At 56.7% G+C, this 14101-nt stretch carries 13 protein-coding genes; 7 read left to right on the top strand and 6 right to left on the bottom strand.

What is annotated here, in order from left to right:
* Positions 1–82 precede the first annotated feature (82 nt).
* Together B3Z49_RS17865 and B3Z49_RS17860 are read right to left on the bottom strand one after the other, a co-directional pair.
* The gene (locus B3Z49_RS17865; protein WP_296993292.1) at positions 83–823 is read right to left on the bottom strand and encodes a TlyA family RNA methyltransferase; all 741 of its coding nucleotides are present in this window, start codon (positions 821–823) and stop codon (positions 83–85) included.
* A 62-nt stretch (positions 824–885) separates the two neighbouring features.
* Complete coding sequence (locus B3Z49_RS17860; RefSeq protein WP_008891290.1) at positions 886–1563, bottom strand: GntR family transcriptional regulator; 678 nt, start codon at positions 1561–1563, stop codon at positions 886–888.
* Between the two features lie 318 nt (positions 1564–1881).
* Here B3Z49_RS17860 and dctP point away from each other — a divergent pair, with 318 nt between their 5' ends.
* The 7 genes from dctP (at position 1882) to B3Z49_RS17825 (ending at position 9737) form a co-directional block, all read left to right on the top strand.
* The gene (gene dctP, locus B3Z49_RS17855) at positions 1882–2889 is read left to right on the top strand and encodes a TRAP transporter substrate-binding protein DctP (RefSeq protein WP_296993290.1); all 1008 of its coding nucleotides are present in this window, start codon (positions 1882–1884) and stop codon (positions 2887–2889) included.
* Between the two features lie 106 nt (positions 2890–2995).
* Positions 2996–3685, top strand: coding sequence for a TRAP transporter small permease (locus tag B3Z49_RS17850; RefSeq protein ID WP_008891288.1), 690 nt, complete (start codon positions 2996–2998; stop codon positions 3683–3685).
* 12 nt (positions 3686–3697) lie between these two features.
* Positions 3698–5014: a TRAP transporter large permease gene (locus B3Z49_RS17845; RefSeq protein ID WP_008891287.1), complete on the top strand. Its 1317-nt coding sequence runs from the start codon at positions 3698–3700 to the stop codon at positions 5012–5014.
* Positions 5014–6330 carry a malonyl-CoA decarboxylase gene (locus B3Z49_RS17840; protein ID WP_008891286.1) on the top strand — a complete coding sequence of 439 codons (1317 nt, stop codon included), beginning with the start codon at positions 5014–5016 and terminating at the stop codon, positions 6328–6330. The genes B3Z49_RS17845 and B3Z49_RS17840 overlap by 1 nt, the downstream gene beginning before the upstream one ends.
* Positions 6331–6342: 12 nt before the next feature.
* A complete protein-coding gene (locus tag B3Z49_RS17835; RefSeq protein ID WP_197145274.1) occupies positions 6343–7869 on the top strand; it encodes a malonate--CoA ligase in 1527 nt (508 codons plus the stop codon).
* 269 nt (positions 7870–8138) lie between these two features.
* Positions 8139–8846 carry a YkgJ family cysteine cluster protein gene (locus tag B3Z49_RS17830; RefSeq protein WP_296993289.1) on the top strand — a complete coding sequence of 236 codons (708 nt, stop codon included), beginning with the start codon at positions 8139–8141 and terminating at the stop codon, positions 8844–8846.
* Positions 8847–8948: 102 nt separating this feature from the next.
* On the top strand, positions 8949–9737 hold the full coding sequence (locus B3Z49_RS17825; RefSeq protein ID WP_296993287.1) for an SDR family oxidoreductase: 789 nt from the start codon (positions 8949–8951) through the stop codon (positions 9735–9737).
* A 76-nt stretch (positions 9738–9813) separates the two neighbouring features.
* Here the strand turns inward: B3Z49_RS17825 and dxs are convergent, their stop codons facing one another.
* The 4 genes from dxs to B3Z49_RS17805 form a co-directional block, all read right to left on the bottom strand.
* A complete protein-coding gene (gene dxs / locus B3Z49_RS17820; protein WP_296993285.1) occupies positions 9814–11733 on the bottom strand; it encodes a 1-deoxy-D-xylulose-5-phosphate synthase in 1920 nt (639 codons plus the stop codon).
* A 100-nt stretch (positions 11734–11833) separates the two neighbouring features.
* Positions 11834–12802, bottom strand: coding sequence for an alpha/beta hydrolase family protein (locus tag B3Z49_RS17815; RefSeq protein WP_296993283.1), 969 nt, complete (start codon positions 12800–12802; stop codon positions 11834–11836).
* A gap of 25 nt (positions 12803–12827) precedes the next feature.
* The gene (locus B3Z49_RS17810; protein ID WP_008891280.1) at positions 12828–13709 is read right to left on the bottom strand and encodes a polyprenyl synthetase family protein; all 882 of its coding nucleotides are present in this window, start codon (positions 13707–13709) and stop codon (positions 12828–12830) included.
* A gap of 24 nt (positions 13710–13733) precedes the next feature.
* The gene (locus tag B3Z49_RS17805) at positions 13734–13997 is read right to left on the bottom strand and encodes an exodeoxyribonuclease VII small subunit (RefSeq protein ID WP_008891279.1); all 264 of its coding nucleotides are present in this window, start codon (positions 13995–13997) and stop codon (positions 13734–13736) included.
* Between the last annotated feature and the right edge of the window lie 104 nt (positions 13998–14101).

The following is a 14101-nucleotide window of genomic DNA, read 5'->3' as shown; positions in this document are numbered from 1 at the left end:
TGCGCCCAGGCCGGCATTGATTTCTTCATGAAGAAAATCGGCAAGTAATCTGATGACGGCGGCTGGAAATCGGGCCTGTTGATCAGGCCGTTTTCCGCCCGCAAATCAGAAACTCAACATTGCCTTCGGGACCGGTGATCGGGCTTTTGGTAATGCCAAGCACTTCCCACCCCGGAAGATTGGCAAGCCAGTCGGAAATCATATCGCAGACTTCCTGATGCAATTCAGGTTCGCGAACGACCCCTTTCTTGCCGACCCGTTCCTTGCCGACTTCAAATTGCGGCTTGATCAGCGCAATCAGATACCCGCCCGTCTTGACCCGCTCCATACTGGCCGGAAGCACGGTACGAAGCCCGATAAAGCTGGCATCGCAAACAACGATATCAATGGCATCGGGGATCTGTTCTTCGGTCAGGTGGCGCGCATTGGTCTTTTCCATGACCACAACGCGGTCATCATTGCGTAGCTTCCAATCAAGCTGCCCCTGCCCGACATCAACGGCATAAACCTTTGCCGCCCCGTTCTGAAGGAGAACGTCGGTAAAGCCCCCCGTCGACGCACCAACATCGACCGCGATAAAATCGGTCACGTCGATCTCGAACTCGGCCAACCCTTTTTCAAGCTTGAGCCCGCCGCGTGACACCCACGGATGGGGCTGCCCGCGCAGTGTAATGGAAATGTCTTCCTTGCACGGCATGCCCGGCTTATCGAGCCGTTGCTCGCCGCTAAAGACATTGCCTGCCATGATATAAGCCTGTGCCTTGGACCGGCTTTCCACCAGTCCACGTTCCACAAGCAACTGATCCAAACGTTTCTTTGCCATGAGCGCGTTTTAACGCACCCGCCCAAAAAGGTCACGCATTTGGTGTCGCTTTTAAACCGGAGTTAGCTGGCCAGCGGTTCGAGGTATCCGCGCGGCACAATCGCCAGAAGATCATTAAGCGACTCACCCTGAACCGCCACATGCTGCTGCATCAGTTTGCCGGCCGTCTCGGCCTCGCCATTGGAAATGGCACTGAGGATATCGGCATGTTCATTGTTGGATTTCTTCACACGTCCCGGACGGTGCAATTGCAGGCGACGATAAGGTGCCAGTCGGTTGCGCACATTCTTGGTCTGACGTTCAAGGAAACTGTTGCGGCATCCGGCGTAGATCGCCTCGTGGAAGCGGACATTGGCCTCGTAATAGGCGTCCGCATCGGCATGATCCTTAAGCCCGTTGCACTCTTCGGACAGCGCAATCAGGTTTTCGATATCCACACGCGGCATGCGTCGTGCCGCCAGCCGGGCACACATGGCTTCAAGTTCGGCCATGACTTCGAACATTTCAATCAGTTCGGCAACCGTGATCGAGGCAACAATGGTGCCACGGCGCGGCATGGTCGCAACCAGTCCCGAACCGGCAAGTGTCTGAAGCGCTTCACGCACCGGCGTGCGTGAAACACCGAACCGTTCGCTTAACGAACGCTCGTCAAGTTTGTCGCCAGGCTTGAGCACACCGGTCACGATATCGCGTTCAAGTTTCTGGACCAGATCGGTGGCAAGCTTTCCGTTTTGCGACATGTGGGACCTCGTTTTTCGTCACTTACTGGTATACCAGAACACATATTCTGGTACCAATCAAAGCCTTTTCGATGCTGCTTTGCGATGATTTCCTGCTGCATCGCAAAAGTTCAGGCCCGGTTTTCCTAAATCCCCCGGCAAATACTAGGGCGCGGATTTGTGGCACTGCAAAATGACGTTCTGGTATACAAAATTGCGTGGACAGCATGCCAGAAATCTGTAACGCTTTCTTCCAATGCGAAAACCGCATCAATAATAAGACGTGCAAAAAGCCGTCAAAATGCATTCAAAACGCATGCTTCATCCGGGAGGATAAAGATGAAGATTTTCAAGAAGACTCTTACGGCGTCTGTCGCCGCCATCTCCATGTCTGTTGCTGCCTTTGGCATGTCCGCATCTGCTGGTGCCGAGACGCTCAAACTGTCTCACCAGTGGTCGACCAGCGACATCCGTCACAAGGTTGCTCAGATCGTCGCCGATGAAGTCAAAGCCGCAAACGTTGATCTGGAAATCCAGATCTTCCCGTCCGGCTCCCTGTTCAAGGCAAAAGAACAGTGGACCCCGATGACACGCGGGCAGCTCGACATGATCGTTTATCCGCTGGCCTATGCCGGTGGTCGCGTTCCGGCAACCAACCTGACCCTGATGCCGGCACTGGTTAAAAACCACGATCATGCCAACCGCATCAACGAATCCCCGTTCATGGCTAAAATCGAAGAACTCCTGAACGAAGATGGTGTTGTAACCGTTGCCAAGGGTTGGCTGGCCGGTGGCTTTGCCTCGACCAAGGGCTGCATCCGCAAGCCCGAAGACGTCAAAGGCCTTCAGATTCGTGCCGCCGGCAAATCGTTCGAGCAGATGCTTGAAGGTGCCGGTGCATCCATCGCCGCCATGCCGAGCTCGGAAATCTATCCGGCCATGCAGACCGGCGTTCTTGATGCCACCAACACCAGCTCCTCAAGCTTCGTTTCCTATCGTATCTACGAGCAGGTCAGCTGCTACACCCCGGCCGCAGGCAACGCACTGTGGTTCATGTATCAGCCGGTCCTGATGTCGAAGAAAAGCTACGACAACCTCAATGATGCGCAGAAAGAAGCCCTGGCTGCTGCTGCGAAAAAGGCTGAGGAATACTACACCACCGAAGGCCGCAAGCAGGACTCTGACAGCATCGCTGTCTTCAAGGAAAACGGCGTTGAAATCGCCGAGTTGACCGACGAAGACTTCGCTGCCTGGCAAGCTCTGGCCAAGGAAACCTCCTACAAGAAGTTCGTTGAAGAGACCCCGAACGGTCAGGAACTTCTTGATATGGCACTTGCAGTCGAGTGATCGGTTCTTGACGTGAAGTGATGGTGGTGCCGGTCTGTCCGGCACCACCCCATTCCTCAAAATACAAAAATATAGACCAATACGGTTCCGTCAGAGGAGAACGCGCGTGTCGAACGCCATGTCCCCGCACCCACTTCCGATTGATCTGCCAGACGATTTCACGCAGACACCAAGTGCGTCGCATTCCGTTAAATCAGATATGCCTCCCCCGCCTGATGTCGAGCCGATCGACCATCAAAACGCCATGGCCGCAAACCGGTCCCAGGCGCCAAAGGGCCCGCTTGATGGCGTCATTTCTGCCATCCATTTCTTATCGCGCATTTGCGGGATCGCATCGGCAAGCATGTTTGCCATTGCGATGCTGATCATCTGCCAGCTGGTCTTCATGCGCTATGTGCTCAATGAATCCACCGTCTGGCAGACCGAAGCCGTCATCTTCCTGATGATCGGCGCAACACTGGTCGGCCTGCCCTATGTTCAATTGCTGCGCGGTCACGTCAATGTTGACCTGTTCCCGATGTACCTCAAACGCGGCGCACGCATGACCCTTGCCATCCTGACCCTGTCATGTGGCATGGCGATCAGCGCACTGTTTGGCTTCTATGGTCTGGAACTGGTGATCGAGGCCTATGAAGGCGGCTGGTTGTCTGAAACCATCTGGGCCGTCGCACTCTGGAAACCTTACACCGCGCTGCCGATTGGCTTTGGCTTGCTGTTCTTGCAATTCTTTGCCGATTTCCTGTCGCTCATCACCCGCAGATCGACACCGTTCGATATTCGCGACGACATTTCCTAAGGAGGCCGCATCATGGATCCCTTGCTTCTTGCGGCCGTTGTCGGCATCGCAACCACCCTTGTTCTTTTCTCCGGCATTCCGGTCGGTATTGGCCTGCTTCTGGTCAGTGTTGGCTTCATCATCACCTTTGATGGCACCGGGTCGCTGCCACTGTTGCCGGAAATCCTGTTCGGCAAACTCGAAAGTTTCGAAGTTCTCGCCATCCCGATGTTCATCCTGATGGGGGCGGTTGTTGCCTCGTCTCGGGCCGGTGGTGACTTGTATTCCGTTCTCGACCGCTGGCTGACCCGTATTCCGGGCGGGCTTGTGATTTCAAACCTTGGCGCCTGCGCGATCTTTTCCGCCCTGTCGGGTTCATCGCCTGCCACCTGTGCCGCAATCGGCAAGATGGGCATCCCGGCGATGCGCGAACGCGGCTTCCCCGATACGGTTGCGGCGGGTTCAATTGCCGCTGGCGGTACGCTGGGCATCCTGATCCCGCCAAGTGTGACCATGATTGTTTATGGCATCTCGACCGAAACCTCGATCGGGCGCCTGTTCCTTGCCGGTCTTCTGCCGGGTCTTCTGGTCACCGCCCTGTTCATGGCCTGGTCGCTCTATTCGACCTGGCGTCAGGGTAACGCCCAGGCCGCCCTTGGTGTTGTCAAATACACCTGGAAGGAAAAGTTTGAAATCCTTCCGCGTGTTCTGCCCTTCCTTGTCATCATCGGTGCGGTTCTGTTCGCCCTTTATGGCGGTGTTGCGACACCTTCGGAAACGGCTGGCGTTGGTGCACTGTTCTGCCTGATCACGGCGATGATCGTTTATCGCATGTGGAAACCGGGTCAGCTTTGGAATGTCATGCGTGACACCACCAAGGAATCCGTGATGATCTTGCTGATCATCGGGGCTGCCGGCCTGTTTAGCTACATGCTGTCATCACTGTTCATCACCCAGTCGATTGCACAGTGGATTTCCGCCCTTGAGGTCAACCGTTGGGTTCTGATGGGCTTCATCAACGTGTTCCTGCTGATCAGTGGCTTCTTCCTGCCGCCGGTCGCCGTCATCCTGATGAGCGCACCAATCCTGCTGCCGGTGATCATCAATGCCGGTTTCGACCCTTACTGGTTTGCCGTGATCCTGACGATCAACATGGAAATCGGTCTGATCACCCCGCCGGTTGGTTTGAACCTGTATGTCATCAATGGCATTGCACCCGACATCCGTCTGCAGAGCATCCTTAAGGGCGCTTTCCCTTACGTGATGTGCATGATCGCAGCGATCATTATTCTGTGCTTCTTCCCGCAGATCGCCACCTGGCTTCCGGAAACCATCATCGGAGGACGCTAATGTCAGGCATGTCTGTCAAAAGCTGGCTTTCAAGCATTGCCGACCGTGGTCGCGAACTGCTTGATCTGCCACTCTCGACCCCGCAGGACCCGCTCAAGCAGCTTGGTGCCATGTGCAAGGACCTTGTTTCGCAAAAGGGCGAGGCACGTGGCACCGCGGCTGCACGCGAAGTGGTGCGGCTTTGGGAAAACCTGCCCGAAGAAGACCATCTGGCCTTCTTCCGGATGATGCAAAATGACTTTAGTGCTGATCGCGCCAAGGTCACCAAGGCCGCCGAGGCCTTTGCCAAGGACCCGTCCGAGGCAAACCTCGCCGTCCTGACCCAAACGTCGGAACCGATCCGTCAGGAACTGCTGCGCAAGATCAACATGGCACCGGGTGGTACGCGGGCCATTGTCGATATGCGTGAAACCCTGATCGCACTGTTAAAGAACAACCGCGATCTTGAACCGCTCAATGCCGACATGCAGCACCTGCTGACCAGCTGGTTCAACCGTGGTTTCCTTGAGTTGCGTCACATTGATTGGGATACCTCGGCGGCCATCCTTGAAAAACTGATCCGCTATGAGGCGGTCCACGAAATTCAGGGCTGGGAAGATCTGCGTCGTCGTCTGGCGACCGACCGGAAATGCTTTGCCTTCTTCCATCCGGCAATACCCGACGATCCGCTGATCTTTGTTGAAGTCGCCCTCGTGCACGGCTTGGCAGATAGCGTTCAGGCGCTTCTGGCCCCGGAAATCGATGAAAAGGCACCGGAAACCGCCAACACGGCGATCTTCTATTCGATCAGCAACTGTCAGGCGGGCCTTAAGGGGATTTCGTTTGGCAACTTCCTGATCAAACAGGTGGTCGAGGAACTCAAACGCGAATTCCCGCAGCTCAAACAATTCGCCACCCTGTCGCCCATTCCGGGCTTCATGGGCTGGCTGCGCACCCGCCAGAAAAGCAAGGCAGACGATGCCGAGCTTGCCGGTCAGGTGCTGGACGGGCTTAGCGAAGACGACTGGATCAACGATCCGATCAAGGTCGCCAAGCTGCAAAAGCCGACTTTGGCGCTGTGTGCCACCTATCTTGCCACCTGCAAACGCGGCAAGTCCCCGCTTGATCCCACGGCCCGCTTCCATCTGGGCAATGGTGCACAGCTTGAACGCCTGAACTGGCTTGGCGACACATCCGAAAAGGGTCTGCGTCAGGCGGGCGGCATGATGGTGAACTACGCCTATCACCTCAATGATATCGAGAAAAACCACGAAGCACTGATGAATGACGGAAAGATCGCCACATCGAAATCCGTCGCACAGCTTGCCGGAATTTAAACAGGTATGACCATGTCAGATAATCTTCTTCAAACATTTCTGGACCGTTTTCCGGCCGACAAATCCCGCACGTTTCTGATTGAACGCGACGGCACCGAACGCAGTTTTTCGTGGCTGCTTGATCGCACCGGTCGTTATGCCGCCGTGCTGGCATCCCATGGTGTGGTCAAGGGTGACCGCGTTGCCGCCCAGGTCGACAAATCATCCGATGTGATCGCGCTCTATCTGGCTTGCCTGCAACTTGGCGCCATTCACCTGCCGCTCAACACCGCCTATACCGGTGATGAAATCGCCTATTTCCTCGGTGATGCCGCACCGCGTGTCTTCGTTTGCCGTCCGGCCCATATTGATGCGGCCAAGGAACTCGGTGACAAGAATGACGTGGCGGCAGTTCTGTCGCTTGGTTCAAACGGCGATGGCAGCCTCAATGACGAAGCCGCAAACGCCACTGCCATGACCGACATCGTCGCCGCCGACAAGGATGACGTTGCTGCCATCCTGTACACCTCGGGCACCACGGGCCGGTCCAAGGGCGCGATGCTGACCCACAACAATCTGGGCTCGAACGCCAAAACCCTTCATCAGGCATGGGGCTTCAAGCCGGGGGATACTTTGCTGCACGCCCTGCCGCTGTTCCACACCCACGGGCTGTTTGTTGCGATCAACATCATGCTGATGAATGGCGGCAAGGTAATCCTGCTTCCGAAATTCGATGCCGATGACGTGATTGAACGCCTGCCGCAATCAACCGTCCTGATGGGCGTTCCGACCTTCTATACCCGCCTGCTGGCCCATCCGAAATTCACCAAGGATGTTACCGCCAACATGCGTCTGTTCGTGTCGGGTTCGGCACCGCTTCTGGCCGAAACCCATGACGCATTCTTTGAACGTACCGGTCACAAGATCCTTGAACGCTATGGCATGACCGAAACCTGCATGAATACGTCCAACCCGCTTGATGGCGAACGCCGTCCGGGTGCGGTTGGCCCGACCCTGCCGGGGATCGAGGCACGCGTTTGTGACAAGGATGGCAATGTTCTGGGGGCTGGCGAAATCGGCGTGCTCGAAGTCCGTGGTCCGAACGTTTTCAAAGGCTACTGGCAGATGCCGGAAAAAACCGCGTCCGAGTTCCGCTCAGACGGCTTCTTTATCACCGGCGATCTCGCCACCATCGGCGAAGACGGCTATGTCACCATCGTTGGCCGTGACAAGGACCTGATCATTTCCGGTGGCTTTAACGTCTATCCCAAGGAAGTCGAAGAAGTCATCGCCGAATATGACGAGGTCGATGAAGTCGCGATCTTTGGCCTGCCCCATCCCGACTTCGGCGAAGCCGTTGCCGGTGTGATTGTGGCCGCCAATGGCGATAAAGCCGATCCCGAAGCCATCATCAAACGCACCCAGGACAAGCTGGCGAAATTCAAGGTGCCAAAACGCATCTGGGTGATCAAGGAGCTGCCGCGCAACACCATGGGCAAAATTCAGAAGGCCCAGCTGCGCAAACAATACGAAGACACCTTTACCTCCCCTGCAGCATAAGCGTTGCAGTCTTATACTCCCGCTGCCCAGAGCCTTTCCTGCTAACAGAAAGCTCTTTCCCGCAGCACCCATCGGGTCTCTGACCCTACCTCCCCGGCCGGATTTATCTGGCCGATTTTTTTTGCCTGCACACCCAAAACCCGAACGTCACGAACTCCGCCGTTATGCAATTTTTAGGGAATAACGCCAAACAATGCTAAATTAGATAACGACCAAACAGCCAATCTGAAGGCCTGTCGTAGGGACCAGCACGAAAGTAACTGGGATTGATGACCAAGCTTGATGACGCAATAGACCGGGTTTCGCGCAACATCGCCCAGACCGGCGCCCTGACGACCGAGGCCTCGCGGCGCTACGAACAGATGTTTGCCGATTTCCGCACCGAACTGGACCACGCCCTTGATGCGGCCGATACGCTTGCCGATGCCGCCGGGGCCACCATGGCGATACTCGAACAGGCGTCTAGCCTCTTGCGCCAAAGCTTCCCCAACCCGTACCCGCGTGCCTGTCGCGATCAATGCAGCGCCTGCTGCCACCTGTTTGTCAGTGTCCCGCCCGGCGTGACCGACCTGATCGCCGCCCACATCACGGCAACTTTCACCACGCCACAGATCGATGCCCTGAAAGATCGCCTGCGCAGCGCCGCAAACGATATCGAACAGTATACAAAAACCGCGGACGTCCGGGTGCGTTGCCCGTTGCTTGATGAACAGGATCGCTGCAGCATTTACGCCATCCGCCCGCTGACCTGTCGCGCCTTTACCTCGGCCAATGCCGGTCTGTGCCATGCCATGGTGTTTGGCGACAGTGCGCAACAATCCACCCGCATTGATCAGGATCCCGGCCATTACCGCCTGCATATCGCAGCGACCGAGGCCCTGCAAAATCTCGCAACCCGTCGCGGCCTTAACGGGCGGCAGGAGGGCTTCGTTCATGCCCTGCTCGATCGGCTTGAAAACGGGTCAGCATCCGCCTGATACAAACGCCTTGCAATTTCGCGCAAACAAGACCATTTCCCCAGAGTTCCTTAGGGGCTGCGCATCCGCCCGGCCTTGCCATCAAAACCAAATGGGGCAGACATGGATAACCCGTCCGCAAAATCACCACGCGTGGCCTTTGTCACCGGTGGCGCCCAGGGCTTGGGCCTTGGCATCTCAAAGCATCTTCTGGGGCTTGGCTGGAAGGTCGCGATGTTTGATCTTGATGCCGATGCGGGCAAGGACGCGCTTGATAGCCTGACGGACGCTGAACGTGACCGCACATTGTTTTTGCGGGGCGATGTCGCCCATGAACCCGACATCAAACTTTGCGTCCAGCAATGCGTTGACCGGTTTGGCCGCATCGATGGCCTGATCAACAATGCCGGGATTGCCAATCCGCATGTCCCCAACATCGAAGACCTTGAATGGGACCAATGGCAACGCGTGATCAATGTCAATCTGGGTGGTGCGTTTCTGGCAACCAAGCACGCGACACAGCATCTGCGCGACACCGAGGGCGCGATTGTCAATATCGCCTCCACCCGCGCCTTCCAGTCAGAGGCCAACACCGAACCCTATGCCGCGTCCAAGGGTGGCATCGTTGCCCTGACGCATGCGCTGGCGGTCAGCCTTGCAGGTGACATTCGCGTCAACGCCATCGCACCGGGCTGGATCGAAGTTGGCGACTGGCAGAAGAACGCCAACAAAACCGAACCTGACCACAGCGAAGCCGACAAGGCGCAACACCCGGTTGGCCGTGTTGGCACGCCTAAAGACATCGCACAGGCCGTCTCCTTCCTGCTGGATGGCGATAAATCCGGCTTCATGACCGGTGAAACCATCCGCATTGATGGCGGCATGACGCACAAGATGATTTACGTCGAATGACGCACGCGAAGAACGAAAAAGGCCGGTTGTCGTGCATGACAACCGGCCTTTTTAATCTCGAAATTCATTGACCTGATCAGGCGCGCGCCTTGCTTTCGCTCATGCCAAGCGCGCCAAGCGCGGTCTTGACGATGGCCTTGGCATCAAGCCCGGCTTTTTCGTACTGGATTTCCGGCTTGTCATGATCAATCAGCGCGTCAGGCAACGCCATGGTGCGGATCTTAAGCCCGTTATCAAGCAACCCGTACCCTGCCATATGTTGCAGGACCATCGCGCCAAAGCCGTTGATCGACCCTTCTTCGATGGTGATCAGGACTTCGTGGTTGCGCGCCAGATCGGCAATCAGTTCATGATCCAGCGGCTTGGCAAAGCGTGCATCGGCAACCGTCGCAGGCAACCCCCGTGCGGCAAGGTCTTCGGCTGCAATAAGCGCCTCGGCCAGTCGCGTGCCATAGGACAGGATGGCAATCTTGCCCCCTTCACGCAGGATACGCCCCTTGCCGATTTCAAGGACTTTGCCCTCGGCCGGCATTTCAACGCCAACACCCTCGCCCCGCGGATAGCGGAACGCAGATGGTCGATCATCAATCGCCCAGGCGGTCGTGGTCATGTGGACAAGCTCGGCTTCATCGGCGGCTGCCATCAAAACAAAGTTCGGCAAACAGCCAAGATAGGCAATGTCATAGGCCCCGGCATGGGTCGCGCCATCGGCCCCGACCAGACCGGCACGGTCCATGGCAAAACGCACCGGCAGGTTCTGGATCGCGACATCATGCACGACCTGATCATAGCCACGCTGCAGGAAGGTCGAATACAGCGTGCAAAACGGTTTGTACCCTTCGCACGCCATCCCGGCGGCAAAGGTCACCGCATGCTGTTCGGCAATCCCGACGTCAAAGGCACGATCGGGGAAATGATCGGCAAAGATGTTCACTCCGGTGCCCGATGGCATTGCGGCCGTGATCGCCGTGACTTTCTCGTCTTTTTCCGCAAGCTTCACCAGCGTTTCGCCATACACCTTGGTGTAGCTCGGCGCATTCGGGGTCGGCTTGGCCTGCTTGCCGGTCACAACATCAAACTTGGCAACGCCATGATATTTGTCGGCGGCATTTTCGGCGGGGCCATAGCCCTTGCCCTTTTGCGTGACGGCATGGATCAGGATCGGGCCATCAACATCGGCATCGCGGACGTTTTTCAAAACCGGCAACAGATGATCCATGTTGTGACCATCAATCGGCCCGACATAGAAAAAGCCCATTTCTTCAAACAGCGTGCCGCCCGTGACCATGCCACGGGTATATTCTTCAAGCTTGCGCGCGGCCTCTTCGATCTGGCGCGGCAGATGCTTGGTCAGGCCCTTGGCCGCATTGCGCAGCCCCTGATATCCCTTGCCCGAAATCAGGCGTGACAAATAACCCGACATCGACCCCACCGGCGGGGCAATCGACATGTCGTTATCGTTCAGGATGACAATCAAGCGCTGATCGGTGGCGGCGGCATTGTTCATCGCCTCATAGGCCATGCCCGCACTCATCGATCCGTCGCCGATCACGGCAATCACATTCTTGCGCTTGTCATCCGATAGCTGGTTGGCGACCGCCATGCCGAGGCCTGCCGAGATCGAGGTGGAGCTATGCCCGGCACCGAACGGATCATATTCGGATTCGGATCGTTTGGTGAAACCGGACAAACCGCCACCCTGACGAATGGTGCGGATACGATCACGCCGCCCGGTCAGGATTTTATGCGGATAGCACTGATGACCAACATCCCAGATCAAACGATCATAAGGCGTATCAAACAGGTAATGGATCGCAACCGTCAGCTCGACCACACCAAGTCCAGCACCCAGATGCCCGCCAGTCACCGATACCGCATCAATCACCTCGGCGCGCAATTCGTCGGCAACCTGCTTCATCTGGGCAGGCTGCAACTTGCGCAGCTCTTCGGGGGTGTTAATGGTATCCAGCAGCGGGGTCTTGGAGGTCGTGCTCATTCCGATCTCGATTTCAATTTTTTATATGGCGTTGGTTACAACAGGGTGACTGTTATGGCGCCATGTTGCAAGCTGCGTAAAATAGCGAGGTTCGACCGAATTAGCGACCCTGAATTTCACCGGTTTTTACCTTATCGAGGAAACGGTGGATCACTTGCTCGACAGTGCGGTGAATGGTGTCGCGATCCTGACCAAAATCGCGGCATAAATAGCCAAAATTCTCTGCAATATATGGGGTGCATTTCGGCAAGAATGAATAGTGCCCGGCCCCCTTGACCTTCACAAACTTTGCCCGCCCGTGCAACAGCTTGCGAAAGTGCGCGGCGTTAACATGGTCATGCAGAATTTCGTCCGTATCGGCCTCGACAAACAGCATCGGGATATCGATATCGCTCAATCCCGCATCGGTCGCCGCCACGCCAAAGGCTGGCGCAATCGCGATGATGGCGGCAATCCGGTCATCACGCTCGGACACTACCGGCCCGCCATAAACAGTGTGCAACCGATCAAGGTGATCATCGCTTGGCGCGTGCTGGCAAATCACGTGGTCACTATCGGCGTTGATTTCGCAGTAATCCTGCCAGGCCTTGGCATCAAAATCCCAACCCGCCAGCTTAAGAACCGTCGCCCCGCCTGCCGAATGGCCAAGGGCATAGATTTTATCCTGGTCAATCTGTGGGCCGATCTCGTCATGCGCCAGTAACAGATCAAGTGCCAGACGCATTTCCTGCGGGCGGCGCTCGATAATCGCCAACTGCCGGGCTTCGGACACATCGAGGTAATTGTCGCCATGATGCTGCGGGGCGGCGACGATATAACCCCGCCGTGCGAGATATTCCGCCAACCAGAACTGATTGAACCGATGCCCTTCCGATCCATGCGAAAACAGCACGATGGGAAACGGGCCGTCATCGGCAAAGGCGGCCCCGCGCGCCGCACTGGAAACCACGCCCATATGGCGCACCGAACTTTCCGGTGCCGTCGCCGGATACCAGATCGCTAACGGAAACGGATCCTTGTCAAACAGCCGGTCGCGAAAACCGGCTGTATATGGCGCATGATCGGTCATGGTAATGATCTAGGGCCACAGCCGATTAACGGCCGCGTTCAACCACAAAACGTGCCACCGCACGCAGCGGTTCGGCCTCATCGTCAAAGCAGTTCAGATGATTGATCGCCTGATCGCACAGCATTCTGGCCTGTTCGCGGGCCTGATCAAGGCCGAGCAATTTGACGAAGGTTGATTTTTCCTGATCAACATCCTTGCCGGCCGTCTTGCCCAGTTCTTCCGAACTTGCCTCGACATCAAGGATGTCATCCTTGATCTGAAACGCCAGTCCCATGTCATGCGCATAGGATCGAAGCGCCAAACGAATGCTTTTCGGTGCCTTGCCAAGGATCGCACCGGCTTCGCAGGCAAAGGCAAACATCCGCCCGGTCTTGAGCAAATGAAGGTGTGTCACCTGCGCCTGATCAAAGCTCTGCCCTTCCCCGGCCAGATCGATCATCTGCCCGCCGACCATGCCATACGGCCCCGCCGCACGGGCAAGGGCACGGACAAGATCGGTACACACGCGGGGATCAGGATGGGTGTCTTCGTCAGCCAGCACTTCAAACGCCTGGGTCAGCAACGCATCACCGGCCAAAATCGCCGTCGCCTCGTCAAACTGCTTGTGACAGCTGGGCTTGCCGCGACGCAGATCGTCGTCATCCATCGCTGGCAGGTCATCATGGATCAGCGAATAGCTGTGTACCATCTCGACCGCGGCGGCAACGCGCAGGGCGGAGCGGCGCGATACCTTGAACAAACCAGCAGAGCTCAGCACCAGAAACGGGCGCAAGCGTTTGCCATCGCCCAGCGTCGAATAGCGCATCGCCTGATACAGGCGCTGCTCGATCTGGCCATTGGCGCGGGGCAGGATCCCGTCAAGCGTCTCGCCCAGATCAGCAGACGCCGCACTCAGTTCGGCAATCATGTCGTAACTCACGACGGTCTCCGATTATTCAATTTCGGTCGGTGTTGCCGACGGGCGGCCATCCGCATTCAGGGTGATTTTTTCGATGCGCTCTTCAGCCGCGCGCAGTTTGTCCGCGCAATGGCGTTTCAGCGCCGCACCGCGTTCATAGGACGCAATGGCGTCATCAAGCCCGACCTGCCCCTGTTCAAGCTGACGCACAAGGGTTTCAAGCTGCCCAAGCGCCTCTTCGAAACTCAGTTTCGCGATATCTTCAGGAAGTGCGGGAGATGCAGTAGCCTCGGACATGTAAGCTCCATTTCTTAGATCGGCGCGGAGTTTACGCGCAAGTCACGATCAGGGCAACCGAACAGAACGCAATTTCGTCTGACTGAAACGCTTTTGTCGGGCAA

This window comes from Thalassospira sp. UBA1131 (assembly GCF_002311515.1).
Classification (GTDB): Bacteria; Pseudomonadota; Alphaproteobacteria; order Rhodospirillales; family Thalassospiraceae; genus Thalassospira.
The sequence above is the reverse complement of the archived record's forward strand: the minus strand, read 5'-3'. Positions and strand labels throughout refer to the sequence as shown.